The organism is Williamsia sp. (assembly GCF_016462415.1).
GTDB lineage: Bacteria > Actinomycetota > Actinomycetes > Mycobacteriales > Mycobacteriaceae > Williamsia_A.
In genome coordinates, this window is sequence record NZ_JAEMTF010000051.1 from 1 (window position 1) to 23,312 (window position 23,312).

23 protein-coding genes and 1 tRNA gene are annotated in these 23,312 nt (G+C 68.9%); 16 read left to right on the forward strand and 8 right to left on the reverse strand.

Features of this window, described 5'->3' with window-relative positions:
* On the forward strand, positions 1-418 hold a 418-nt coding region (locus JHC79_RS13625; RefSeq protein WP_296391643.1), incomplete at its 5' end, for an aldo/keto reductase.
* Between the two features lie 12 nt (positions 419-430).
* On the opposite strand, the gene JHC79_RS13630 is transcribed toward JHC79_RS13625, so the two are convergent.
* Positions 431-769: a DoxX-like family protein gene (locus tag JHC79_RS13630; RefSeq protein ID WP_296391703.1), complete on the reverse strand. Its 339-nt coding sequence runs from the start codon at positions 767-769 to the stop codon at positions 431-433.
* A 187-nt stretch (positions 770-956) separates the two neighbouring features.
* Here JHC79_RS13630 and JHC79_RS13635 point away from each other — a divergent pair, with 187 nt between their 5' ends.
* Positions 957-2,021 (forward strand): TrkA family potassium uptake protein, encoded by a 1,065-nt coding sequence (locus tag JHC79_RS13635; RefSeq protein WP_296391645.1) that lies wholly within the window; start codon positions 957-959, stop codon positions 2,019-2,021.
* Here the strand turns inward: JHC79_RS13635 and JHC79_RS13640 are convergent.
* Positions 1,997-2,581 (reverse strand): TetR/AcrR family transcriptional regulator, encoded by a 585-nt coding sequence (locus JHC79_RS13640; RefSeq protein WP_296391647.1) that lies wholly within the window; start codon positions 2,579-2,581, stop codon positions 1,997-1,999. The genes JHC79_RS13635 and JHC79_RS13640 overlap by 25 nt on opposite strands.
* 37 nt (positions 2,582-2,618) lie before the next feature.
* Between JHC79_RS13640 and JHC79_RS13645 the strand changes: the two genes are divergently transcribed.
* Positions 2,619-3,299 (forward strand): lysophospholipid acyltransferase family protein, encoded by a 681-nt coding sequence (locus tag JHC79_RS13645; protein WP_296391649.1) that lies wholly within the window; start codon positions 2,619-2,621, stop codon positions 3,297-3,299.
* Positions 3,300-3,330: 31 nt separating this feature from the next.
* Complete coding sequence (gene nudC / locus JHC79_RS13650; protein ID WP_296391651.1) at positions 3,331-4,269, forward strand: NAD(+) diphosphatase; 939 nt, start codon at positions 3,331-3,333, stop codon at positions 4,267-4,269.
* A 19-nt stretch (positions 4,270-4,288) separates the two neighbouring features.
* Here nudC and JHC79_RS13655 read toward each other — a convergent pair whose 3' ends face one another.
* Complete coding sequence (locus tag JHC79_RS13655) at positions 4,289-4,537, reverse strand: mycoredoxin (RefSeq protein WP_188489539.1); 249 nt, start codon at positions 4,535-4,537, stop codon at positions 4,289-4,291.
* Positions 4,538-4,613: 76 nt separating this feature from the next.
* Here JHC79_RS13655 and JHC79_RS13660 point away from each other — a divergent pair, with 76 nt between their 5' ends.
* Both JHC79_RS13660 and JHC79_RS13665 read left to right on the forward strand, forming a co-directional pair.
* On the forward strand, positions 4,614-6,692 hold the full coding sequence (locus JHC79_RS13660) for an ATP-dependent DNA helicase UvrD2 (RefSeq protein ID WP_296391654.1): 2,079 nt from the start codon (positions 4,614-4,616) through the stop codon (positions 6,690-6,692).
* 509 nt (positions 6,693-7,201) lie between these two features.
* Entirely contained in the window at positions 7,202-7,531 is a 330-nt protein-coding gene (locus JHC79_RS13665; RefSeq protein ID WP_296391655.1) for a WhiB family transcriptional regulator, read from the forward strand.
* Positions 7,532-7,645: 114 nt separating this feature from the next.
* Here the strand turns inward: JHC79_RS13665 and JHC79_RS13670 are convergent, their stop codons facing one another.
* The 3 genes from JHC79_RS13670 to JHC79_RS13680 form a co-directional block, all read right to left on the reverse strand.
* The gene (locus JHC79_RS13670) at positions 7,646-8,962 is read right to left on the reverse strand and encodes an AarF/UbiB family protein (RefSeq protein ID WP_296391657.1); all 1,317 of its coding nucleotides are present in this window, start codon (positions 8,960-8,962) and stop codon (positions 7,646-7,648) included.
* A 33-nt stretch (positions 8,963-8,995) separates the two neighbouring features.
* Positions 8,996-9,877 (reverse strand): hypothetical protein, encoded by an 882-nt coding sequence (locus tag JHC79_RS13675; RefSeq protein ID WP_296391658.1) that lies wholly within the window; start codon positions 9,875-9,877, stop codon positions 8,996-8,998.
* 112 nt (positions 9,878-9,989) lie between these two features.
* The gene (locus JHC79_RS13680; RefSeq protein ID WP_296391660.1) at positions 9,990-11,474 is read right to left on the reverse strand and encodes a zinc-dependent metalloprotease; all 1,485 of its coding nucleotides are present in this window, start codon (positions 11,472-11,474) and stop codon (positions 9,990-9,992) included.
* A gap of 300 nt (positions 11,475-11,774) precedes the next feature.
* On the opposite strand from JHC79_RS13680, the gene JHC79_RS13685 reads away from it, so the two are divergent.
* The 5 genes from JHC79_RS13685 to JHC79_RS13705 all read left to right on the forward strand — a co-directional run bounded on the left by JHC79_RS13685 (position 11,775) and on the right by JHC79_RS13705 (position 16,849).
* Positions 11,775-12,752, forward strand: a complete 978-nt coding sequence (locus JHC79_RS13685; RefSeq protein ID WP_296391705.1) for a hypothetical protein — start codon at positions 11,775-11,777, stop codon at positions 12,750-12,752.
* A gap of 5 nt (positions 12,753-12,757) precedes the next feature.
* Complete coding sequence (locus tag JHC79_RS13690) at positions 12,758-13,831, forward strand: hypothetical protein (RefSeq protein ID WP_296391662.1); 1,074 nt, start codon at positions 12,758-12,760, stop codon at positions 13,829-13,831.
* Between the two features lie 44 nt (positions 13,832-13,875).
* Positions 13,876-14,724 (forward strand): hypothetical protein, encoded by an 849-nt coding sequence (locus tag JHC79_RS13695; protein ID WP_296391664.1) that lies wholly within the window; start codon positions 13,876-13,878, stop codon positions 14,722-14,724.
* Between the two features lie 49 nt (positions 14,725-14,773).
* On the forward strand, positions 14,774-15,748 hold the full coding sequence (locus JHC79_RS13700) for a hypothetical protein (RefSeq protein ID WP_296391666.1): 975 nt from the start codon (positions 14,774-14,776) through the stop codon (positions 15,746-15,748).
* Positions 15,749-15,811: 63 nt separating this feature from the next.
* Complete coding sequence (locus JHC79_RS13705; protein ID WP_296391707.1) at positions 15,812-16,849, forward strand: PDZ domain-containing protein; 1,038 nt, start codon at positions 15,812-15,814, stop codon at positions 16,847-16,849.
* A 23-nt stretch (positions 16,850-16,872) separates the two neighbouring features.
* Here JHC79_RS13705 and JHC79_RS13710 read toward each other — a convergent pair whose 3' ends face one another.
* A complete protein-coding gene (locus JHC79_RS13710; protein WP_296391669.1) occupies positions 16,873-17,487 on the reverse strand; it encodes a PPA1309 family protein in 615 nt (204 codons plus the stop codon).
* Between the two features lie 103 nt (positions 17,488-17,590).
* Here JHC79_RS13710 and JHC79_RS13715 point away from each other — a divergent pair, with 103 nt between their 5' ends.
* Positions 17,591-20,629, forward strand: a complete 3,039-nt coding sequence (locus tag JHC79_RS13715; RefSeq protein ID WP_296391671.1) for a UPF0182 family protein — start codon at positions 17,591-17,593, stop codon at positions 20,627-20,629.
* A gap of 158 nt (positions 20,630-20,787) precedes the next feature.
* Positions 20,788-20,861 (forward strand) — tRNA-Met (locus JHC79_RS13720).
* 59 nt (positions 20,862-20,920) lie between these two features.
* Here JHC79_RS13720 and JHC79_RS13725 read toward each other — a convergent pair.
* Positions 20,921-21,178: a hypothetical protein gene (locus JHC79_RS13725; protein WP_296391673.1), complete on the reverse strand. Its 258-nt coding sequence runs from the start codon at positions 21,176-21,178 to the stop codon at positions 20,921-20,923.
* A gap of 232 nt (positions 21,179-21,410) precedes the next feature.
* Between JHC79_RS13725 and JHC79_RS13730 the strand changes: the two genes are divergently transcribed.
* Genes JHC79_RS13730 through JHC79_RS13740 form a run of 3 tightly spaced genes read left to right on the forward strand, consistent with a single transcriptional unit; the run spans position 21,411 to position 23,297 of the window.
* A complete protein-coding gene (locus JHC79_RS13730) occupies positions 21,411-21,977 on the forward strand; it encodes an RNA polymerase sigma factor (protein ID WP_296391674.1) in 567 nt (188 codons plus the stop codon).
* A gap of 16 nt (positions 21,978-21,993) precedes the next feature.
* Positions 21,994-22,467: a hypothetical protein gene (locus JHC79_RS13735; RefSeq protein ID WP_296391676.1), complete on the forward strand. Its 474-nt coding sequence runs from the start codon at positions 21,994-21,996 to the stop codon at positions 22,465-22,467.
* A complete protein-coding gene (locus JHC79_RS13740; RefSeq protein WP_296391679.1) occupies positions 22,464-23,297 on the forward strand; it encodes a GAF and ANTAR domain-containing protein in 834 nt (277 codons plus the stop codon). Before JHC79_RS13735 ends, JHC79_RS13740 begins: the two co-directional genes overlap by 4 nt.
* Positions 23,298-23,312 lie beyond the last annotated feature (15 nt).

The window sequence follows — 23,312 nt, forward strand, 5'->3', positions numbered from 1 at the left end:
GGTCGGGGCCATCGTGTGGAGCCCGCTGGGCTGGGGGCGGCTGACCGGCCGGATCCGTCGCGGTGGCGATCTTCCGCCCGACAGCAGGCTCCATGTCACCTCCGACGCCGGGCCGCCGGTCGACGACGAGACCCTCTTCGACGTGGTCGAGGTCCTCGTCGAGATCGCCCGCGAGACCGGTCGGACCGTCCCGCAGGTGGCGGTCAACTGGCTGCTGCGCCGACCGACGGTGTCGAGCGTGATCATCGGTGCCCGCACCGAAGCGCAACTGCGCGACAACCTCTCGAGCGTCGGATGGGTTCTGGACGCCGAGCAGATCGCTCGGCTCGACGTCGTGAGCGAGCGCGATGCCGCCTATCCGTACTTCCCGTACCGGCGGCAGGAGGGCTTCGCGCGCCTGAGTCCGCCGCTGGTGTGAACGCCGTGGCGGCTAGGGGGTCCGGCGCCAGATCTTCAGTGCGGTGGTGATCATCGGGATCTGGAAGGGGAGTCGCGCGATCGCCCCGGCGCGGATCAACGGCTTGTCCCAGTAGATCCGGACCATGTTGAGGTTGGCGGGGTACACCGCGACGAACAGCGCGATGGCCGCCGCCGCCGCGGGCTTGCGGGTGCGCGGGATGAGCAGACCGGCGCCGATGGCCGCCTCGGCGACGCCGGAGGCGTAGGTCAGGGTGCGGGGCTCGCCCGGGATCTCCCGGGGGATCTGCGCGTCGAACGGGCCGGGGACCACGAAGTGCAGCACGCCCATGGTGATCAGGCCCGCGCCCATCACCGTGGCCTCGCGGGACGCGTCGTCACGAGCGGCCCGAACGCGCCGGACCAAGGAATTCTTCTCCAGGATTGTCGCCATGGACATCACTATGAACCACCGACGCCATGGCGTACCGCTGTGCGGGTGAACATTTCTCCCGGCCGATGTTCGTCGCCCGCGCTCGCAGCGGGATACAGTCCCCTCGATGCCCGGACCATTGCGTCGACGACTCCGTCCTGACGAACTCACCTCCATGCCCGACCACGCGCTGGTCGGTGTCGTCCGCATCCCCGAGATGCAGTCGAGCCCGGGGCGCGCGATCAGCAAGCGGGTGCTCATCGCGCTCGGCGCGCTGTTCGCCGCGGTGTTCATCGTCTACCTCGACCGTGGTGGCTACCGCGACGTCCAGGACAACGAGCTGTCGTTCCTGGACTGTCTGTACTACGCGACGGTGTCGCTGTCGACGACCGGCTACGGCGACATCACCCCGTTCGCGCCGGAGGCGAGGCTGATCAACGTCCTGGTCATCACGCCACTGCGCGTGATGTTCCTGATCGTGTTGGTCGGTACCACCCTCGAGGTGCTCACCGAGCGGTCCCGGCAGGCACTCAAGATCCAGCGTTGGAGGAGCAAGGTGCGCAACCACACTGTCGTCGTCGGATACGGCACCAAGGGCAAGACCGCCGTGGCCGCGATGGTCGAGGACGGGACCAAGCCGTCGGAGATCGTCGTGGTCGACTCCAATCCGACCGTTCTCGAGAACGCCGCCGCGAAGGGGTTGGTGACCGTGCGCGGCGACGCCACCCGCTCCGACGTCCTCCGACTCGCGGGGACCCAGCACGCGTCGGCGATCGTCGTCGCCACCAACCGTGACGACACCGCGGTCCTCGCGACGCTGACCGCACGCGAGCTCGCTCCGAACGCGAAGATCGTCGCGTCCATCCGCGAGGCGGAAAACACCCACCTGATCCGCCAGTCCGGCGCCGACTCGGTCATCGTCTCGTCGGAGACCGCCGGACGCCTCCTGGGTCTGGCGACCTCGACCCCGGCCGTCGTCGAGATCATCGAGGACCTGCTCACGCCGGACGAGGGATTCGCCATCGCCGAGCGCGACGTCGAACGCGACGAACTCGGTGCGTCGCCGCAACACCTCACCGACATCGTGCTGGGCGTGGTCCGCGGGGGCACGCTGCACCGTGTCGACGCCAGTGCGGTCGACGCGATCGAGGACGGCGACCGCCTGCTCTACGTGCGCAAGGGACCGGCCTGATCCGATCGCCGCGTCCCGGCGACCGTCGACGCGATCGCCGCGTCGACGAGGTCGGCGGGCACGGTGGTCGGACTGGCCAGTGCGAGTGCGCCGGTGCTCGCGAGGACCGCGATGCCGTGCACGCTGGTCCACAGCGTCGCCGCCCGGATCTCGCGGTCGCCCTGGTCGGGAACGTCGACGAGGTCGCGGAACCACTCCATCAACGGCTGCGACGTGGCGCGTAGATCGGATCCACCGCCGTCGAGCAGGTCGTGTCGGAACACCAGCGTGAACATCGCGGGGCGGTCGACCGCGAAAGCGATGTAGGCCAGGGCCGCATCGCGTACGGGCGCTCGGCTGCCGTCCGCCGCGGACGTGACCACCGCGGCGAGATCGCCGAGTCCGACCGCGGCCACGGCGGACAGCAGTGACCGGTGGGTCGGGAACCATCGCCGTGGCGCGCCGTGGGAGACGCCGGCGCGACGTGCGATCTCGCGCAGGCCCACATCCGCGGACCCGGTCTCCTCCAGCAGCTCCACTCCCGCACGGACCAGGGCTGCGCGGGTCGGGTGGTCGGGCATGTGGACAGTGTCTACCAACCGGTGGTAGACACTGTCTATGTCACTCGCCGCCGCGGTCCAACTCCTGTGTCGGGTAGCGCTCATCGGTCCGGTGCTGCGCGTCGTCGACCGCCCGGAGATCGTTGGCCGACACCATGTCCCGCACCGCGGGGCGGTGATCCTTGCCGCGAATCACCTGGCTGCGGTCGATTCACTGCACCTCGCGCTCGCCGCGCGTCGGTGCGTGCACTTCCTCGCGAAAGACGAGTACTTCGATGCGCGCGGCCCACGTGGATGGATCGTGCGCGGGTTCATGTCGGCCACCGGGCAGATCCCGGTGAACCGCGAGGGCGGCGATTCCGCCCATCCGGCGGTGCAGGCCGCGATCGAGGTCCTACGGCGTGACGGGGCATGGGGGATCCACCCGGAGGGCACCCGCTCGCCGGACGGTGCGATGTACCGGGGGCGCACCGGCGCGGTGCGGGTCGCGCTGCTGACCGGTGCCCCGCTGGTCCCGGTCGCGATCACCGGGACCGCTCCGTGGCGTGGGCTGCGTCGTCGCGAACGGGTGCGGGTTGAGTTCCTGCCGTCGCTGGATCTGTCGGGCCTGTCCGCGGACGCGGCCGGGATCCGTGCCGCCACCGACGCTCTGATGCACGCCATCGCGGAGCGGACCGGTCAGCGCCGTGTCGATGACTACGCCCGCCGGTGGCGTCGCACCGACGAGTCCGCCGCCTGAGCACTCGCCAACGATCACTAAGCTCGTCGGAGTGGCCACTTTTGAGTTCATCGAACCTCCGCTGCTGTCCCGGTCGACCATCGATCGGGCCGACGAGATCCGCCACGACGGCGCCCTGCTCGCGTCGCACTGGCCGCAGGCTCGCGTTCTCGAGATCGACAACGGCGGCCGATACGGGGTCGGCGAGAACGGCCTGAACTGGATCGCGGCCACCGATGTCGCCGAGTCGATCCCGTCGCACGCGGTGTTCCTCGGAATCCTCGACGGCGTCCATCTCTGGGCGGTCCGGGTCGAGGCGATCTCCGGTCGCAGTGCCGATGCCCGGAGCAGCGCCGGTCGACTCACCGGCGACGAGGCCGGTCTGGTGAGCACGGCACTCGGCGTACTGAACTGGCATGCGGCGGCGGGCTTCTCGCCGGTCGACGGCAATCCGACCGAGCCGGCTCGAGCAGGCTGGGTTCGGCGCAACACCCAGACCGGCGTCGAGGAGTTCCCGCGCACCGACGCGGCGATCATCACCGTGGTCCACGACGGCGCCGACCATGTCCTGCTCGGCCGACAGTCCGGGTGGCCGGACCGGTGGTTCTCCACCTTCGCGGGGTTCGTGGAGCCGGGGGAGTCGTTGGAGCAGTGCGTCATCCGTGAGTTGCACGAGGAGACCGGGCTCGATGTGTTCGAGCCCCGCTACCTCGGCAGCCAGCCGTGGCCGTTCCCGCGGTCGCTGATGCTGGGCTTCGAGGCACGCGCCGACCGCGATCAGCCGTTGGACTTCATCGACGGCGAGATCACCGAGGCGATCTGGTTCCCGCGTGACGAGGTCCTGGCCGCGTTGCGTAGCGGCAACGAGTGGCTGCGTGGCGACGGGACGCCGCAGACCGACGACGGTCCGGACGCCCCGCGCCTACGCCTGCCGGGCTCGATCTCGATCGCTCGACAGCTCGTGACGGCCTGGGCGCACGACAGGGACTAGTCCCCCCGACCGGCGGGGGTCAGACGCCGAGCTTGGCCTTGACGTCGCGCACCGACGGGTTGGTGGCGGTGCTGCCGTCGGCGTAGACGACGGTCGGGACCACATGGTTGCCGTTGTTGACGCTGCCGACGAACTCGGCAGCCGACGGCTCACGCTCGATGTCGATCTCGGTCCATTCGATTCCCTCGCTGCGCAGGCCGGTCTTCAGACGTGCGCAGAAGCCGCACCACGAGGTGGTGTACATGGTGAGGGCGGTATCGGTGCTCATGGTGGGGCCAACGTCCCCGCGCCCCCGAATTGTTCCCCGAACCATGTCTGTCGCACCTCTTCGGGATACTGGAGGGATGCACCTCCTGGAGGGCCTGGACCCCGATCAACAGGCCGCGGTCCTCGCACCCCGCGGACCCGTCTGTGTCCTGGCGGGGGCGGGCACCGGCAAGACCCGCACCATCACCCGTCGCATCGCGCACCTGGTCAACGAGGAGCACGTCCGCGGCAGTCAGGTCCTCGCGGTCACCTTCACCGCTCGCGCCGCAGGTGAGATGCGTGGCCGCCTCCGCTCGCTGGGGCTGGCGGGGTCGGGCAACACCGTGCAGGCGATGACGTTCCACGCCTCGGCCATGCGCCAGCTCCGGTACTTCTGGCCCCAGGCGATCGGCTCGAGCCGGTGGGAACTGCTCGACAACAAGTTCCCGGTCGTCTCCCGGGCGGCCCGCCGGTCCGGCCTCGACACCTCCACCGAGACCCTGCGGGACCTGTCGTCGGAGATCGAATGGGCCAAGGCCTCGCTGATCGGCGTCGACGACTACGTCGAGGAGGTCACCACACGGCGCCGCGAGACCCCGTTCCCGGCCGAGAAGGTCGCCGCGGTCTACGGCGCCTACGAGGCGGCCAAGATCTCCGCGGACGGCGATCAGCTCCTCGACTTCGACGACCTCCTTCTGGTGACGACCGGGATCCTCGCCGGTCACCCGCAGCTCGCCGAGGAGTTCCGCGACCGCTACCGCTGCTTCGTCGTCGACGAGTACCAGGACGTCACGCCGGCCCAGCAGAGCCTGCTCGACGCGTGGCTCGGCAACCGCGACGACCTGACTGTGGTCGGCGACGCGAACCAGACGATCTACACCTTCACCGGGGCGAGCCCCCGCTACCTGCTGGATTTCTCGCGGCGCTTCCCCGAGGCGGCGATGGTGCGACTCGAGCGGGACTACCGGTCCACCCCGGAGGTGGTCGGCCTCGCCAACCGTGCGATCGGTGCCGCCCGCGGCCGGGTGGCAGGCACCCGGCTCAAGCTCATCGGACAGCGGCCGTCCGGTCCCGAGCCGGTGTTCGCCGAGTACGACGACGAGCCCGCGGAGGCCACCGCGGTCACCGCCCGCATCAAGCGACTGATCGCGCAGGGCATCCCGGCGGCGGAGATAGCGATCCTCTACCGCGTCAACGCGCAGGCACAGGCCCATGAGGACGCACTGACCGCGGCGGGCATCCCGTATCAGGTGCGCGGCGGTGAGGCGTTCTTCCAACGCACCGAGATCCGTCAGGCCATGCGCTCGATCGCGCAGGCCGCCGCCCGCACCGACCTCCCCGACGACGCTGACCTGCCGACCCTGCTCAAGGCCATCCTGGGGCCGATCGGTCTGAGCGACGAGGAGCCGGCCGGTACGCAGGCCCGCCAGCGGTGGGAGTCGCTGCGTGCGCTGGTCACGTTGTCCGAGGACCTGCTCGTCGACAGTCCGGGCATCGGCCTGGGGGAGTTGTCGGCGGAGCTGGCGGCCCGCTCGCAGGCACGGCACCCACCGACCGTGCAGGGCGTGACCCTGTCCTCGCTGCACGCGGCCAAGGGTCTCGAGTGGGATGCGGTGTTCCTCGTCGGCGTCGTCGACGGGTCGCTGCCGATCAACCAGGCCATCAACGGGTCCGATGAGGACGTCGAGGAAGAACGACGGTTGTTCTACGTCGGCATCACCCGCGCGCGCGAGCACCTGCACCTGTCCTGGGCGTTGGCGCGGGCCGAGGGCGGCCGACGAGGTCGGCGCCGGTCCCGGTTCCTGATCGACCTCGTCCCCGACGACTCACCGGCGTCGCGGATCGCCGAACCGAAGAAGACCCGCAAGCGCCCGCAGTGTCGCGTGTGCGGAAAGCAGTTGCTGGGCAAGACCGCATCGCTGCTCGGGCGGTGTGAGAGCTGCCCGAGCAACCTCGACGAGGACCTGTTCATCGCTCTCAAGGAGTGGCGCAGCGAGCAGGCCAAGGAGCAGAAAGTGCCTGCGTTCGTGGTCTTCTCGGACAACACGCTCATCGCGATAGCCGAGCAGCGGCCTGACGACGTGGCCGCGCTCGTGGCCATCCCCGGTATCGGCGCGAAGAAGCTCGACCAGTACGGCGAGATGCTGCTCGGACTGGTCGCCTCCACCGGGGGCTGACCCGCCCCGGAGAGAGATCGAAACCGCAGGTCATAAATAGGTTGTGCGATCAGCGAACGATCTCGTAAGCTCCTTGATGTCAGTACGGGAACACCTCGCTTCGGCGAGGACGACTCGTGTCATATCGGAGCAGAGAGGAGTGGACCAGTGAACAACGCAATCGTCATCGAGACGGCAGGCATGCCTTTGGCAGCTGCTGCGCGTACGCGCCGGGTCCATTCCTGGGGATTCAGCTTTGCTGAGCCCGTGGCGCCCACGCTCGAAGCGACAGCCCAGCTGTACTTCGCAGCCGCCACTCCCGCGTCCGCCCCGGCACGAGCCCACCGCAATGCGGTTCCCGTACGACATCGACAGCTGAGCTGAGTTCCAGCGCACGAGCTTTCGAGGCCACGGTGAATCGCAGACGCGAAACCCGTGGCCTCTCTTGTGTATTCGTCTGATCCACACAAGCGAAGTCCGGGTTTGTACAGACCACCCGACCATTTCGCACCCAATGTGGAGGAACCGACATGACCGCGCCGGCCACACCGTTGACCGTATCGATCACCACCGACGACCTGTCCGCTCTCTCCGCCGAGGACTCCTGTACCCCGGCGGACCAGAGCACGCTGCCCTGCCGGGTGGCCGACCCCGACCTCTGGTTCGCCGAGAACCCGACCGAACTCGAGCAGGCCAAGGCGCTGTGCACGCAGTGCCCGCTGCGGCGCGAGTGCCTGGCCGCCGCGCTCGAGCGCGCCGAGCCGTGGGGCGTGTGGGGTGGCGAGATCCTCGATCAGGGGACCGTCATCGCCCGCAAGCGCCCGAGGGGGCGGCCGCGTAAGCACCCGGTCGCAGCATGACCCCGCGCAGAGGGTTCTCTGCCCGGAGCAGTACCCGACAGGCGAGAAACCGCCGTCTGAGCCAGTCGCTCAGGCGGCGGTTTCGTCGTTGACGGCCGCTGGTAGACCCGTGGCCTAGTCGGCCAGTCCGGGAACCCAGCGCTCCATGATCGAGCTGTACGGGGCCTCGGCGTCGAGTTGCGCGGCGATTCCGACGCATCCGCCGAGTACCCGGAACACCATGACGTACTCCGGCGGGACGTTCAGGTGGCGCGAGGTCCGGTAGACGTCGCCCTTGAGGTCGGTCGCCTTACCGACGGCGCGCTGCAGCCACTTCCGGGTGAAGTGGAACGACTCCGAGGTCAGCGGGTCGACGTAGGTGCGCAGGTAGGACTCGATGTCCTCGGCACTGACCCGTTCGCGGTTGCGCTCGAGGATGAACTTCGCCTCGATCATCTTCTCGATGAGCGCCGGGTAGTCGTGGTTGCGCGCCAGACGCAGGATCGGGCCGGTGGCGGGCGGCAGTCCGCCCGGATAGTGCCCGACCGCGCCGAAGTCGAAGACCGCGAGCCGGCCGTCGTCGAGGATCTGGAAGTTGCCGGGGTGGGGGTCGCCGTGCAACAGGCCGACCCGCGCAGGCGAGGACACCTCGAACGTGGCCAGCTTGGTGGCCGCATCGTCTCGCTGGGCCTGGGTGCCCGAGGCGATGATCTGTGACAGCGGTGTGCCGGTGATCCACTCGCTGACGACGACCTTCGGGGCGCTGGCCACGATCTTCGGCACCAGGAAATCGGGATCGCCGTCGAACTCGGCGGCGAAGGCACGTTGATTGTCGGCCTCGCCGAGGTAGTTCAGCTCGTCCTCGGTGCGCGCGATCAACTCGTCCATCAGCGCCCGCACGTCGGTGCCCGGCGACATGCGCTGCATCAGACTCGACATCCGCGACAGCGTCTTCAGATCGGCACGCAACGCGTGGTCGGCGCCCGGGTACTGCACCTTGATCGCGACCTCGCGGCCATCCGACCAGACACCCCGGTGCACCTGCCCGATGCTCGCCGAGGCGGCGGGGGTGTCGGAGAACTCCCGGAACCGCTCGCGCCACTTGGTGCCGAGCTGGGCGTCGAGGACCTGATGGACCCGCTTGGCCGACATCGGTGGCGCCTCGGCCTGCAACTTGGTGAGGGCCTCGCGGAACGGTTCGCCGAACTCGTCGGGAATCGCGGCCTCCATCACCGACAGGGCCTGGCCCACCTTCATGGCGCCGCCCTTGAGCTCTCCGAGAACGGCGAACAGTTGTTCGGCGGCCTTCTCCATGAACTCTTGGTTGATCTCGTCCTTGTCCCCACCCGCGAGACGCTTGCCGAACCCGGCTGCCGCCCGACCCGCCATGCCCAAGGGCAGCGCCGCGAGCTTCGCGTTGCGTCGCCCGCGTCCCTCCGTGATATCCGCCATAGGCCAATCCCTTCCGGTCGACTCCACGATAGTTCACCGACGAAAGAGACAACTGCAGAGCGGGTGCGGCGTCCACCGCCGAACACGCAGCCGAGCAGGCTGGGGGAGGTATTCGAGTGTGTGGTCGACGGTCTGTGGAGACGTCCGCGCGGTCCCCTCGGTGAGCGCGCGCAGACCCGCCTGGATCTGCTCCACCTGTTCCATGGCCAGCGCCGCCGTGGCGGTCATGGTCGCGGCACTCGCATGCCCTGTCTGCCCGATTATCTGGCCGGCCACCAGGGGCCACCCCGGGTCACGGTCGGCGCGGTGGTGGTCGACGCAGCGCAGGCAACTGCTCAGCCCGGGCAGGACCAGTGGGCCGACGAGGCCGGTGCCGTCACGGAGGCGCACCGGTAGGTGGGGAATCCGTCGCATCATCAGCCCGGCCAGGATCGCGGGATCGTGGGCGAGGAAGTCGGTGAGCACCACCAGATCCGAGGTCCATCCGCGCAGCGGCTCGCCGCCGTCGGCCCGCGCGGCGCGGGGGCGCTGGGTGGATTCGGCGACCGCCATCCCGGCGTCGCGCAGCAGCGTCGTCATACGCGCCGCCAGGGGGCCTTTCCCGTGCACACGCACCCGTAGGCCGCTGTCGGCGTCGCGGACGCACAGTGCGTCGGCCTGCCGCAGACACTGCATGAGCGACGCCACGTCGTTGTCGGACAACCCGATTCGCGCGGCTTCGACGGCGATCTCGGCGCCGCGACGGGGCGATCCGAGAAATCGCAGGAAGCCGACGAAGTCCTCGGAGCGGATCGCCGGTGGCAGGTCGACGACCACGCCGCGGTCGGGATCGCACCCGATCTGGATGCGGCCGTTGCCGCGATGGGCGATCGCGAGCCCGGATCGCAGCATGGGGGCGAGATCGGTTCTGGCCATGCCGGACAGGATCGCACCACATCACCCGGCGTCAGGGGTCGCAGACGACGTTGTGCACAGCCAGGAGGCCGCGCTGACCTGCGCCGTTCCCGACGCAAACGGAAATCTCGGCTCAGGCCTTGCTGTCGCCCTCATCGGGATCGGCCGGCCCGTCGCCGTCGGAGTCGTCGTTGGGCGGATTCTTCTCGAGTGACGCCTTCTTCTCGGCGGCCTCGGCGGCCATCGTCTTCTCCAGCTCGGCGATGGGGTCGTCGAACGAGCTGACGTCGCCGCCGATCACCCGGTCGATGAAGGCGGAGGGATTGTCGACGTCGTCGGAATCGGGCATCAGGTCCGGGTGGGCCCACACGCCGTCCCGTGTGCTGACGTCGCTGCTCGCGAGGAGTTTCTCCCACAGGTCGGCGGCCTCGCGGAGTTTGCGCGGACGCAGTTCCAGGCCCACCAGGGTGGCGAAGGTCTGCTCGGCCGGGCCGCCGGTGGCGCGCCTGCGCCGCATCGTCTCGGCGAGGGCGCCCGCACTCGGGATGCGATCCGAGAGTGCCTTGGCGACAACGTGTTCGACCCAACCCTCGATGAGTGCGAGCATGGTCTCCAGGCGTGCGAGCGCCGCCTTCTGCTCGGCGGTGGTGGTCGGCTCGAACGACGTCCCCGACGCCATGAGCTCCTCGATCTTCGACGGGTTGGACAGCAGCTCGGTGGGGTCGATGCCCGCGGCCGCCTCCTGGATCCCGGAGAAGTCCATCGTGATGCCGCGCGCGTACTCCTCGACCGTCGCGAGCAGCCGCTGACGCAACCACGGCACGTGGGTGAACAGTCGGACATGGGCCGCCTCGCGCGCGGCGAGGAAGACGATGATCTCCTGGGCCGGCTGCTCGAGTCCGTCGGCGAAGGCCGCGATCGCCTCGGGCAGCAGGACCGCGGTGCCCTCGGGTGCCAACGGCAACCCGATGTCGGTGGAGCTGAGGACCTCTTTACCGAGCTGGCCGAGTCCCTGGCCGAGCTGGGTGCCGAACGCCATCCCGCCCATCTGCGAGAGCATGCCCATCATCGGGCCGGCGAACTGCTGGGCCTCCTCGGGCAACCCCGACGCCCAGGTGCCCGCGATCTGCGCCGCCACCGGATCACACAGCCGCTTCCACACCGGCAGCGTCTCCTCGAGCCACTGCACCGGTGTCCAGGCGGTCGAGCGTGACACCCCGGCGGGCAGCGTCGTCACCCCGTCGAGCCACAGTTCGGCGAGATGCACCGCGTCGGTGACCGCGGCGATCTGCTTGGGGTCGAGGACCGCGAAGTTCCCGATCTGCTGGCGTGCGAGGTTGGTGGCCACGTCGTAGTTGACCGGGCCGCCACCCCCACCCGAGCCGGCGCCGGACCCCATCCCGCTGATCATCGAGCCCAGCTGCGACAGCATCTGGCCGAGCGCGTTGGGGTCGAAGCCGCCGGCGCCACCGCCGAACGGGTTCTGACCACCGAGTCCGAACGGGTCCGACCCGCCGGCACCGGAGCCCGACGAGCCGTCACCGGAACCGCGATCGGGCTTCCGTGAGGAGTCGTCGTCACCGCTGGCCGAGCTGAAACCGAAGGGCAGGTCATTCATGGCGTCCACGGTACCGGCGCGGCTGCCCCCGATGCGGCCGCCAGCGCGGGCGAGGAGGCGGTTTCGCTGTCAGCGGATCCACGTGGTGCCCGGCGATCGCGTCGGCGACCCCGTCGATGCGTGCAGACGGACTTATACCCGACCTGACCGCAAACGTTCTCCGTTTTCGTCGTTCTGCGTAGGTTTCCCTCGAATGTGCGGCGCGAGAGATCGCTCGCACCGAGTTGTCTGGAGCTGAACGTGACGGTGTCGGGAGTGCGTACGTCGAGGTGGGGATCACGGATCCGCGGTGCGGGAGCGCTGGTGGCGACGACGGCGCTGATCGTGGTCGCGTCGGGGACAGTGTCGGCCCCGGCGTCGGCCGCCCCGACCCCGCTCAACGGTCTGTTCGGCATCGACGGGGGAGTCTGCTCGGGCAACTCGGTGACCGGCTCGTTCTTCCGGATGATCCTGCCCGCAGGTGGCACGTCGGGGCCGTTCCTGTCCAACAGCGACTCCGGCTGCGGCGACAAGACGGTCACCCCACTCTCGGCGGGCAGCGATGGTGGCCTGACCAGCGGCAGTCTGCAGCCGCAGCCCGCGCAGGCCTTCGACGGCAGCGGCAACGCGCTGTCCGGCAGCGTCACGCGGCCGGTGAAGTTCTACGGCGTCGGCTTCGCGACGGCCACCAACGGCACCGACCCGCAGACCGGCCAGGGCACCTCGGTGCCGCAGTTGCGCGCCGACGGGACCGCGCTGACCGGTGATCTCAGTGCCTTCGGGGTCACCTGGAACAAGCAGGTGTTCAACCAGGGCGCGCCCAAGCCCGGGGGAGCGCTGCCCGGCAAGACGTCGGCGGTGCGCGGGACCATCGACCGGTCCACGGGCGCCTATGTCATCGAATGGACCAGTCAGATCGTCGGCGGCCCGTTCAACAACTTCACCGGTCTGTGGCATCTCGCGGGCACCTACCGGGGGTCGGGTCTGTCGTCGGCGCCGGCCGCCGGGACACCCGCGGCCGCGGCACCTGCGGCCCCGGCCGCATCACCCGGTGCGCCTGCCCCCTCGGCCGCACCCACGCCCGGACGCGCACCGGCTGCGGCGGCCCAACCCGCGCCCGCCGAGGCGCAGCCCGTCTCCGCGTCCGGTGATCCGGCCCTGACCGCGCAGGCCATCCGCGTCGAGGATCCCGACGGCCAACCGCGCTGGTTGCTGCCGCTGCTCGTCGCGGTCACCGCCATCGCGACCGCCGTGCTGACCAACGCCGATCGCCTCGTCCGCCGGCGCCGCAGCGAGTGAGCGTCGTGCCTGCGTCCGGGCAGAGGCCGCCCGACGACGCGCTGCCGACGTACCCGGGTCCGCCCGAGGGGGTCGAGTCCGGTTCCACGAGCAGCGCGTCCGGCCACGCCCAGCCGGTCGGTCGACGATGGCCGTGGATCGCGACGACGCTGCTCGGGCTCGTCCTGGCGGTGGCGCCGCTGGCGGGCGGGATGTTCTATCCCGCCGCGCAGGGCAGGGCGATGATCGCCGACTTCGCGCCGTACATGACCTCGCAGCGCCTCGACGGGTTCACCGCCGACCTTCACCGCCTCGACGCCGTGCGGTCGGCGACCACCCGCATCGACACCGCCCTGGGAACCGACCCGGCGCAGTACCGGCAGATCGCACAGTTCCAGCAGCGATACCCCTCGATCGACACCGACATGACCGGGATGCTGACCGAGATCGACGGTGCACGAGACGATTACCGTCGTCTGTCGCAGCTGCAGCCGCTCGACTCCATCCCGTTCATCCCACTCGGTGTCGGTCTCGTGCTGCTCGGCGCCGGTATCTGGGGATGGCGTCGCACCCGCGCGGGCAGGCGACCGATCGGTGCCGCCGTGGTCGGAGCGGTGGCCGCGGTCTCGCTCCTCGCAACACCGCTGCTCACCCCGATGGTCGCCGACGCCGGCGCCGCCGGCCCACTGGTCACCCGCTTCGACTCCGTGCTGACACAGCAGAAGGTGCGCGACGTCCAGGGGTATTTCGTGGTGCTGGTGGGTGCGGTCGGTGAGATCGACAGCCGATACCTCGCCGACGTACGCCGGGACTCGTCGACGTCGCCGCAGCGGGCGCAGATCACCGCCGACATCGCGGTGGTCTCCGACCTCAGCACCCGGTGGCAGCGGATGTCGTCGGACTTCGCCGGCCTCATCGGGACCATGAACGACAACATCTCGAACTTCACCGGCGTCGCCCGGCTGAACTCGCGCACCGAGTCGCTGGGGTTCGGCACCTTCGCCGCCCTGCCGTGGGTGCTCATCGGTGCGGGCGGGGTCGCTGTGGCGCTCGTCGCGGCCGGATCCGTCGGCACACATCGCGGGCGGCGGGCGAGATGACCGTTCCAGATCGATCGACACACACACGCACGAAGGACGATTCGATGAAATCTGACCGAACGACGACTGCGCACCCGTTCCGCCGGGCCCTTCGGTCGACCGTCGGCGCCGTGCTGGCCCTGGGACTGCTCGCCGGCGTACTGGCCGCGTGTGGGTCCGACGACACGGCCCACTCGGAGTCGGGCGCGCTGACCGGCCTGCTGCGTCTTGAGCCCGGAAAGGCGAACGGCGACACCATCACCGGGTCGTGGTTCAAGATGGTCCAGCCCGGTGGGACCGTCGACAAGGGCCCGTACATGCCCAACGGCGACTCGCCGGTCCAGGGCGGCTCGGTGACACTGCTGTCCCCGGGCACCGAGGGCGGTCTGCGCACCGGGGCCTTACAGTCCGAACCGACACCCGGATTCGCCGACGGCGATTCGCTGGCCGGGTCGATCATGAAGCCCACCAAGTTCTTCGGCGTCGGATTCGGGGTCTCGACGAACGCCGTCGACCCGCAGACACGCAATCCGGTGGTCGCGCCGACCGTGCAGAACGACGGCGGGAAGCTCACCGCGAACCTCACCGCGTGGGCGGCGTCCTGGAACAACCAGGAGTTCAACCAGGGCGCTCCCAAGGTCGCGGCGAAGGCCGGGCCCAAGGTCCCCGGGGCCGAACAGGCCGAGAAGGCGTGGGACTACGTCTCGCAGAAGTGGCTCGGCCAGTCCGCCGCGGCGCCGGGACAGGGCCCGTCGGCGACCGGGACCTACGACAGCTCCACGAAGACCTACGAACTGCAGTGGACCAGCCTCATCGTCGGCGGGCCGTTCAACGGTTTCACCGGGGTCTGGCACCTCGAGGGCGCCTTCGAACCGTCCGCCGCCGCGCCGTCGACCGCACCGCCCACGTCCTGACCACCGACCGCGATCCCCGGTCGTCCGCATCCCCACGAGAGGCACTGCCGTGTCACCGACTCCCGACGAATCACTCGAACCCGACGCCCTCGCCACCGATGAGTTCCCGGCGGTGACACCGCCCCGTGAACGACGGTCGGTGGGGGTCGGGATCCTGCGGGCGGTCTCCGGGCTGACCGTCCTCGCCGTGGTGGTGACCGCGACCTGGTACGCCGACGCGGGCCGGACCCGGGTCGCGGTGACCGTGCCTGCCGCCGACCGTCCCGCCGCGGCGGTCGCACCCCTCACGCCCGGAGCGGTCGGTCCCTCGGTGGCGGCCCCGACATCGACTGCACCTGCAGCCCCGGCCGCCCCCGCCGCGAACGCGCCTGCCGATGCCGTCGCCATCAGCCCGGGTGCGGGCGTCACGCTGCCCGGTACCCCGGCGGCACCCGGCGCCCCGTCGACACCCAGCACGCCGGGCGCACCCGGTACGTCGCCCGGTGGCTCGGTCGCGATCGACGGCAACGGATCCGTTGGCGACGCAACCGGATTCGCCACCGCGCCGATCGCCGAGCAGCCGCCGTGCCCCGGTATCCCGAAGCCGGACAAGTCCGGGGGCCTGTCGTCGATCGTCGAGCTGGCACCGATGTTCGGGTCGTTCTCCTCGGAGGTCTTCGCCCTCGGCCCCGCCATGCAACCCGCGCTGCAACTGTTCGGTCCGGTGCTCGCCGAAATCGAACCGGTGATCCACCAGAACCTGCCGTGGATCACCCCGATCCTGAACCGCATCTCCGACGCCACCGCGATCATCCTCAAGGCGATCCTGCCGTTCTACGGTCCGTACCGGGATCAGTTCATCGCCGCCGAGGGACAGTTCGCGGCGTCGTTGACGCCGGTGCTGACGAAGATCTACCAGAGTCCGGCCGCCGCGTGCCTCGTGGCGCTGGAAGGACAGATCATCCGCAACGCCGAGGGCAAGCCCATCCACACGCCGTCGCTGTCGCGCCCCGGCCAGGTCACCGTCCTCCGACCGCGCGCGTAGAGGGGCCCGGTGACGCCGACCTCTACTGTGGTGCGCGTGAGAGTTGTTCCCGCGAATCGGCGGATGGTGACCCTGGGGGTCACCCTGGCGTTGCTCATCGTGTTGGTGATGGTCGGCGCGTTCGTGCGTGTGCCCTACGTGAGCCTCGGGCCGGGTCCGACGGTGAACACCCTCGGCACGATCGAGGACAAGCAGGTCGTGATGATCAGCGGTGCGCCGGTGCGCCCGACCGACGGTCATCTGAACCTGACGACGGTGTCGGTGACCGACGGGCTGACCCTGTTCCAGGCGATGGGCATGTGGCTGTCCGGTCGCGATGCGCTGCAGCCGCGCGAGCAGGTCTACCCGCCGGACAAGAGCACCGAAGAGGTCCGCAAGGACGACGTCGCGCAGTTCTCCGGATCCGAGGACTCGGCCACCGTCGCGGCCCTGAAGTACCTCAAGCGCCCGGTCGCCCTCGAGGTCACGGTGGACCCGAAGGGGCCGGCGGCCGGGGTGCTCCGCGACGGCGACCGCGTCGTCACCGTCAACGGTGCCGCGGTGTCCACGGCCGAGCAGTTGCGCTCCGCGGTCTCCGGCCTGCGGCCGGGGACCCGTGTGGTCCTCGGTGTGCCGAACGGGGCGGCGAGTGTGCCCGCGGGGCAGCCCGCGCCGGTCGAGGCACGCACGGTCACCCTCGGGGCCCGACCCGACGCGAAGGACAAGGGCTATCTCGGCGTCACACCCGCCGAGGTCAACGCCGACCCGTCGCTGAAGATCGGCTTCAACGTCGGCGACATCGGCGGACCCTCGGCCGGCCTCATGCTCACGCTGGGGATCATCGACAAACTCGGCGACGAGAACCTGACCGGTGGGCGGTTCATCGCAGGCACCGGCACGATCACCGACGACGGCGAGGTCGGCGAGATCGGTGGGATCACCCACAAGACCCGCGCCGCACGTGAGGCCGGCGCCACCGAGTTCCTGGTCCCGGAGGGCAACTGCGCGGAGGCGCGCTCGGATGTCCCCGACGGCCTGACGCTGCTCAAGGTCGGCACCCTGAACGACGCGATGTCGGCGCTGTCGGCGGTCCGATCCGGTGGGGATGCGCCGAGATGTTGAGCCCTACCGCGACGGTCGACGTCTCAGAAGTCGTCGGGGTCGTTGACCAGGGTCGTCGCCAGCGCGGCCAGCAGGTTGGGTGCCAACTCGGGATGGGCGAGCAGTTCGATGGGTCCGTCGTCGTCGGAGCCGGGCGGCGGCTGCAGCTGCAGCAGACTCAGCGACTGACCGTCCCGCAGGACCGCGGCCACGAGGCGACCGGTGGTCGACTCCGGATGCTCCTCGGCGGCCTGTCGGGCGGCCGAGTCCGCGGCGTCGGGATCGGCCAGCAACGGGACGAGCGCCTCGTCGAGGTCGGTCTCCGCCTCGGGCGGCAGCACGATGATCTCCTGGACCAGGGCGCACCCGGCGACCGAGGACGGCCAGCTGGTGGTGCCCAGGACGTACTCGAGTTCGGTGAGTCCGCTGTCGACGGACACCGGCAGCGGGTCCTGCTCGATGAGGGTGAGCTCGGTGCCCTCGAGGGCGTCGGCGAGATCGGGTTGGGTCTGGGCCACCACAGACGTCGGTACGAGCGCGAAAAGGGTGGCAGGCTGACCCCAACCGTTCGCGTCGACGAACTCGACGACCTCGCGTACGGCGATGCCGAGGGCGTCGGATGACAAGGGCGGGAATTGCGGGTCGGTCACGGATCCCATCCTTGCATCCGGGTGCGGTCGGGCGTCGTAGGGATTCTCGTCAGTAAAGTGTTGTTAAAAGACCGCGTGGTCTCGCGTCGGTCGACAAATGGGAGCGTGAGAAGTGGGAGTACGGGGTCCGGCAGGAATGCCGACACTGTCGCGACGAAGCAAGGTCCTGATCGGTGTCGCGGTCGCGGTCCTGATCATCTTGTTGGTGGGTCCACGGTTCGTGGGGCTCTACACCGACCTGCTCTGGTTCGACGACATCGGCTACAGCAATGTGTTCTCGACGATCATCTGGACGCGGGTGATCCTGTTCTTCGTCGTGGCGTTGATCGCGGGTGGCATCATCTTCGCCGGCCTGGCGCTGGCGTACCGCTCGCGGCCGGTCTTCGTCCCGACCACCGGGCCGGGCGACCCCATCGCGCGCTACCGCACCGTCGTGATGAGCCGGATCCGGTGGTTCGCCATCGTCCCCGCGCTGATCGTCGGTCTGCTCTCGGGACTCGTCGCCCAGGGCTCGTGGGCCACGGTCCAGACGTTCCTGCACGGCGAGAGCTTCGGTGAGCGTGACCCGCAGTTCGGTTACGACATCAGCTTCTTCGCCTTCGATCTGCCCTTCTTCCGGTTCGTCCTGAACTTCCTGTTCGTCATCCTGGTGATCACGTTCATCGTCAGCCTGTTGACGCACTACATCTTCGGCGGGATCCAGCTGGCCGGCCGCAACGGCACCCTGACCAAGGCCGCCCGGATCCAGCTGGCCGTCATCGCCGGACTGTTCCTGCTGCTCAAGGCCGTTGCATACTGGTTCGACCGATACACCCTGCTCTCGAGCACCCGTAAGCAGGAGATCTTCACCGGCGCCGGCTACACCGACATCAACGCGGTGTTGCCGTCGAAGCTGATCCTCCTGGCCATCGCGGTGATCTGTGCCGCGGCGTTCTTCGCCGGCATCGTGCTGCGCGATCTGCGCGTCCCGGCCCTGGCCACCGCGCTGATGCTGCTGTCGGCGCTGGTCATCGGTGTGGGTTGGCCGCTGGCGATGGAGCAGTTCTCGGTCAAGCCGAACGCGGCGCAGAAGGAGTCCGAGTACATCCAGCGCAACATCAACGCGACGGAGGCGGCGTACCGGATCGGCAAGGACCAGGTGACCTATCAGGACAACTGGACCGGGGGGACCCTGAACCAGCAGTCGGTGGACAACGATGCCGCGACGCTGTCGAACATCCGCCTGCTCGACCCGAACATCGTGTCGCCCGCGTTCACGCAGCTGACCCAGTTGCAGAACTTCTACGGGTACCCCTCGCAGTTGGCCGTCGATCGCTACCGCGTCGACAACCAGTTGCGCGACTACGTGGTCGCGGTCCGCGAGCTCGACCCGACCAAGTTCGCCGCCAACCAGCAGAACTGGCTCAACAAGCACACGGTGTACACCCACGGCAACGGTTTCGTCGCCGCACCGGCGAACCGGGTCGCCGAGGCGGCGTCGAAGGAGACCGACGTCAGCAACGGAGGTCAGCCCGACTTCGATGTGAGCGATCTGGACAACTACCAGACCGATGCCTACAAGGCCAACGCCCCGATCAAGGTGACGCAGCCGCGCATCTACTTCGGTGAACTGATCTCGAAGGTCAACCCCGACTACGCAATCGTCGGATCCGACAACGGCCAGGAGGTCGAGTACGACACCGCGGCCAAGCGCTACACGTACTCCGGTGACGCCGGCGTGCCGCTGGGCAACATCTTCAACCGCATCGCGTATTCGATCAAGTACACCGAGCGCAACATCCTGCTCTCGGGTGCGATCAACAAGAACTCGAAGATCATCTACCAGCGCGACCCTCGTGACCGTGTCAAGAAGGCCGCGCCGTGGCTCACCGTCGACTCCAAGACCTACCCGGCCGTGATGGCGGACGGGTCGATCAAGTGGATCGTCGACGGATACACCACTCTCGACGACTACCCGTACGCGCAGAAGACGTCGCTGCAGGACGCGACCACCGATGCGCAGGAGCTCAATCAGGGTCAGACCGGGCGCACCCAGGTCAACAAGCAGATCGCGTACGTGCGCAACTCGGTGAAGGCCACGGTCGACGCCTACACGGGCAAGGTCGATCTGTACCAGTTCGACGACAAGGACCCAGTTCTCAAGACCTGGATGAAGGTGTTCCCCGGCACGGTCAAGCCGAAGTCGGAGCTGTCGGCGAACACCAGCCTGATGGATCACATCCGCTACCCGGAGGACCTGTTCAAGATCCAGCGCGCTCTGCTGGAGAAGTACCACGTCAAGGATCCGCAGGTGTTCTTCCAGGGCAACGACTTCTGGTCGGTGCCGAGCGATCCCACCGATCCCGACGCGGTCACCGCAGGGCTCGATCAGCCGCCGTACTACTTCGTGGCGGGTGATCCGACGACCGGTCAGCCGTCGTTCCAGCTGACGACCGTGATGAACGCGTTGCGGCGTGAGTTCCTGGCGGCGTATCTGACGGTGTCCTCGGCGCCGGACTCCTACGGCAAGCTCACCGTGCGCGAGTTGCCGTCGACGCCACAGCGTGAGGGCCCCAAACAGGCGTTCAACGCGATGTCGACCGACGGACCGGTGGCCGCAGACCGCAAGAGTCTGGAGAACACCGCGACGGTGACCTTCGGCAACCTGTTGACCCTGCCGGTGGGAGAGAACGGGATCCTCAACGTGGTGCCGATGTACGCGCAGGCCAAGGGGACAGAGGCGACCTTCCCGCGTCTGTTCCGAGTCATCGTGCGCTACAAGGGTCCGAACGTGAACGTTCCTGCCGTCGGGTACGCGCCGACGATCGGCGAGGCGTTGACACAGGTGGGCATCAGCTCGGCTGCGGCGACCGTCCCGGACAACACCCCGGACGGTCAGGCCAACCCGTCGCAGACCACCGATGGGCAGCAGCCCACACAACAGGGGACCGTGCCGACCACACCGGCACCGTCGACGTCGGCCGCACCGAGCACATCGGCAGCGCCCGGTGCAGGGGGAAGCTCCGCTGACCGCGATGCTGCGGTGGCCGAACTCAATTCGGCCATCGAGGCGCTGACGGCCGCCCAGAGTTCGGGCAACTTCAGTGCCTACGGTGCGGCACTGGACCGATTGAAGGCGGCAACCGACAAGTACGAGGCGTTGCCGAAGTAGGACCGCAGCGAACGCGAGATCGCCCGGCCGGGAACACATCCCGGTCGGGCGTTCTCGTCCCCGGGGCCCGACAGATGTGGGTGTTCACCCGTGTCGGTGCTGGTCAGGGATCGATTTGCCTACATCGAGGCCCTCTGTGTAACGTTGTGTTCACCCGACGCGGGGTGGAGCAGCTCGGTAGCTCGCTGGGCTCATAACCCAGAGGTCGCAGGTTCAAATCCTGTCCCCGCTACAAGTGAAGAAGATCCCGATTCGCACCACGGTGCGGATCGGGATTTTTTGTGCGCGAACCTATCGCACCTCTTCGACGGTGACATCGACGCGGCCGCCGGTGATGTCGTGCGTGGCCTGCTGCACCTGCTCGGCGACACCGCGCGTCGAGGCCGTCGCGGCAACCCTGATGTGGACCGACGTGCTGGGTCCGTCCGTTGCGATACCCGAGCCACCCGGGTCGATCGGGTCGGACGGGGAATCGGGGTCGTCGCCGATGGCGGTCACGCCGGGCACGGCAAGCACCGCGTCGGCGATCCTGGTGATCGGATCGGTCATGAGAGAGCCTCTCGCTCGCATCGGGATGAGGTCGCGCCGGATGCCGTCCGCATCGCCCGACATGTCTGTTGTCGGTGCGAGACCCACGCAACGCACGTCAAGGTCCTGTGATGAAAAGCACTTCGGAATCCACCCCTCCGTGACAACGCACGTTGCGAAGAAACTATTGTAAGAGTGCCTCTTCCACGTGATGGCTTCTTCAGCGGAGCCGTCGAATGGGTGGGGTCAACAGATGCGTACAGAGAGTCAGGCTCTCACCGATCTCGGCGACCTGTCCCTGGTTGATCTGGCCTCCGGCGGGGACCTCGAGGCCTTCGATGTACTCGTCGCCCGGTTCGGGCCCCGTCTGCACGGCTACGCGCGACGGATGTTGTCCGACGAGTGCACCGTGCAGGAAGTCGTACAGGATTCGTTCGTCGCGGCCTGGCGCGGGCTGCACACCTTCCGCAGGGACAGTTCGGTGCAGACGTGGTTGTTCGCCATCTGCTCCCGCAAGATCACCGACGCCTACCGGAAGCGCGCACCGCTGCCGATCGGCGACGACATCGACGATCACACGGCGGTGTCGACGTTGGGGCTGCCGTATCCGTCGGTTGCCGGCGAGGCGTTCGTCGACGCGCTGGAGGCCAGTCTGGCCACGTTGCCGCCGCGCCAGCGGGCGGCATGGTTGCTGCGAGAGGTGGAGGGGATGGCGTACCAGGAGATCGGCGAGGTGCTCACCCTCGGCGCGGGCGCGGCCCGCGGTCACTACACACGTGCTCGCGGTGCGTTGCGCGAATCCATGAGGAGGTGGCAGTGACCGAGCGGAGTCGGCAGTGACCGAACGACCAGCGGTGCCCCCGAAGAGCGAGGTCATCGCGGCCCTGCAGTCGCGATCGGAGACGGGCTGGGACGCCGTGAGCGAGACGATCCGGGAGCAGGTGCGTGCCGCGTCGCGGCCGGGCCGACTGCTGCGCATCACCGGATCGTCGTCGCGCGTGCCCGGCGACCTCAGCGTTCGTGAGCAGGCGATGCGCGCACTGCTGACCCGCGCGCTGCGTGCGGATGCCGACTACGAGACATCACACGTGGGCCTCGACATCGACCGGCGCGAGCTCACCGGGGTACAGATCGACCTTCGCGGGACCATCGACGCCGAGCTCCGCGAGGTGGTGCACCGTGTCCGCCGGGTAGTCCTCGCCGTCGTGCGTGACGTGTTGGGGGAGGCGCAGGTCGACCTGCTGACCCACACCGTCGACGTCGACCTGAGCCGTACCGTGACGACGCAGCCCGAGCGAGGAGCGAGATGACCGACGCACCTGTCCACGACGATCCCGCATCCGATCCGCGCACGAGCGAGTCACTGCTCGCCGCCACCCCGGACGGCGCCACCGAGCATGCGGTCGAGGTGGCAGGCGCGGTCGCCGAATCCGACGCCGGCCCGGCCACGTTGGCGACCATGCTGGTCGCCCTCGGGGGCAGCATCACCGACGAGGACGACCTCGTCGTCCTGCTCCAGCGGGTGGTCGATGTCGCACACGAGGCGATCGACGGGGCCGAGTGCGCGAGCATCACCATCGCGCTCGGCGGTCGGACCTACACCGCCGTGCACACCGACACCCGGACCCTGCGCGTCGATCAGGGGCAGTACGACGCCGACGACGGCCCCTGCCTCCACGCCGCCCGCACCGGCGAGACCGTGCTCGTCGACGTCGACGCGAGCGTGCAGCTGTGGCCTGATTTCGCGCAGGCGGCCGCCGAGGAGAACATCCACTCCTTCCTCGCCGCCGCGCTGGCGGCACCGGATCAGCCGCTGGGCGCCCTCAATCTGTACGGCCGGGAATCGTCGGCGTTCGACTCCCTCGACGCCGACATCATCGAGCTGCTGACGACGACGGTGTCGCGGGCCATCAGCGACTTCGCGCGGTTCAAATCCGCGCTCGAGGTGGCCGACGCCCTTCGGGCGGCCCTGAACAATCGTGCGCCGATCGAGCAGGCCAAGGGGATCATCATGGGTCGCCACGGGGTGGACGCCGAGCAGGCGTTCGGTGTCCTGCGCGCGCAATCGCAGAACACCAACCGACGTGTGCGCGACATCGCCGCCGAGATCATCGCCGAGGCGAGCGCGACCGCGGACTGAGTTCCCCCACGCTCG

What these genes read in the sequence shown, in the direction of transcription:
- JHC79_RS13630 (WP_296391703.1), bottom strand. Translation starts at nt 769, where the DNA reads ATGGGCGCGGGCCTGATCACCATGGGCGTGCTGCACTTCGTGGTCCCC.
- JHC79_RS13635 (WP_296391645.1), top strand. Translation starts at nt 957, where the DNA reads ATGCCCGGACCATTGCGTCGACGACTCCGTCCTGACGAACTCACCTCC.
- JHC79_RS13640 (WP_296391647.1), bottom strand. Translation starts at nt 2,581, where the DNA reads ATGCCCGACCACCCGACCCGCGCAGCCCTGGTCCGTGCGGGAGTGGAG.
- JHC79_RS13645 (WP_296391649.1), top strand. Translation starts at nt 2,619, where the DNA reads ATGTCACTCGCCGCCGCGGTCCAACTCCTGTGTCGGGTAGCGCTCATC.
- JHC79_RS13655 (WP_188489539.1), bottom strand. Translation starts at nt 4,537, where the DNA reads ATGAGCACCGATACCGCCCTCACCATGTACACCACCTCGTGGTGCGGC.
- JHC79_RS13660 (WP_296391654.1), top strand. Translation starts at nt 4,614, where the DNA reads ATGCACCTCCTGGAGGGCCTGGACCCCGATCAACAGGCCGCGGTCCTC.
- JHC79_RS13665 (WP_296391655.1), top strand. Translation starts at nt 7,202, where the DNA reads ATGACCGCGCCGGCCACACCGTTGACCGTATCGATCACCACCGACGAC.
- JHC79_RS13670 (WP_296391657.1), bottom strand. Translation starts at nt 8,962, where the DNA reads ATGGCGGATATCACGGAGGGACGCGGGCGACGCAACGCGAAGCTCGCG.
- JHC79_RS13675 (WP_296391658.1), bottom strand. Translation starts at nt 9,877, where the DNA reads ATGGCCAGAACCGATCTCGCCCCCATGCTGCGATCCGGGCTCGCGATC.
- JHC79_RS13680 (WP_296391660.1), bottom strand. Translation starts at nt 11,474, where the DNA reads ATGAATGACCTGCCCTTCGGTTTCAGCTCGGCCAGCGGTGACGACGAC.
- JHC79_RS13695 (WP_296391664.1), top strand. Translation starts at nt 13,876, where the DNA reads ATGAAATCTGACCGAACGACGACTGCGCACCCGTTCCGCCGGGCCCTT.
- JHC79_RS13705 (WP_296391707.1), top strand. Translation starts at nt 15,812, where the DNA reads ATGGTGACCCTGGGGGTCACCCTGGCGTTGCTCATCGTGTTGGTGATG.
- JHC79_RS13710 (WP_296391669.1), bottom strand. Translation starts at nt 17,487, where the DNA reads ATGGGATCCGTGACCGACCCGCAATTCCCGCCCTTGTCATCCGACGCC.
- JHC79_RS13725 (WP_296391673.1), bottom strand. Translation starts at nt 21,178, where the DNA reads ATGACCGATCCGATCACCAGGATCGCCGACGCGGTGCTTGCCGTGCCC.
- JHC79_RS13730 (WP_296391674.1), top strand. Translation starts at nt 21,411, where the DNA reads ATGCGTACAGAGAGTCAGGCTCTCACCGATCTCGGCGACCTGTCCCTG.
- JHC79_RS13740 (WP_296391679.1), top strand. Translation starts at nt 22,464, where the DNA reads ATGACCGACGCACCTGTCCACGACGATCCCGCATCCGATCCGCGCACG.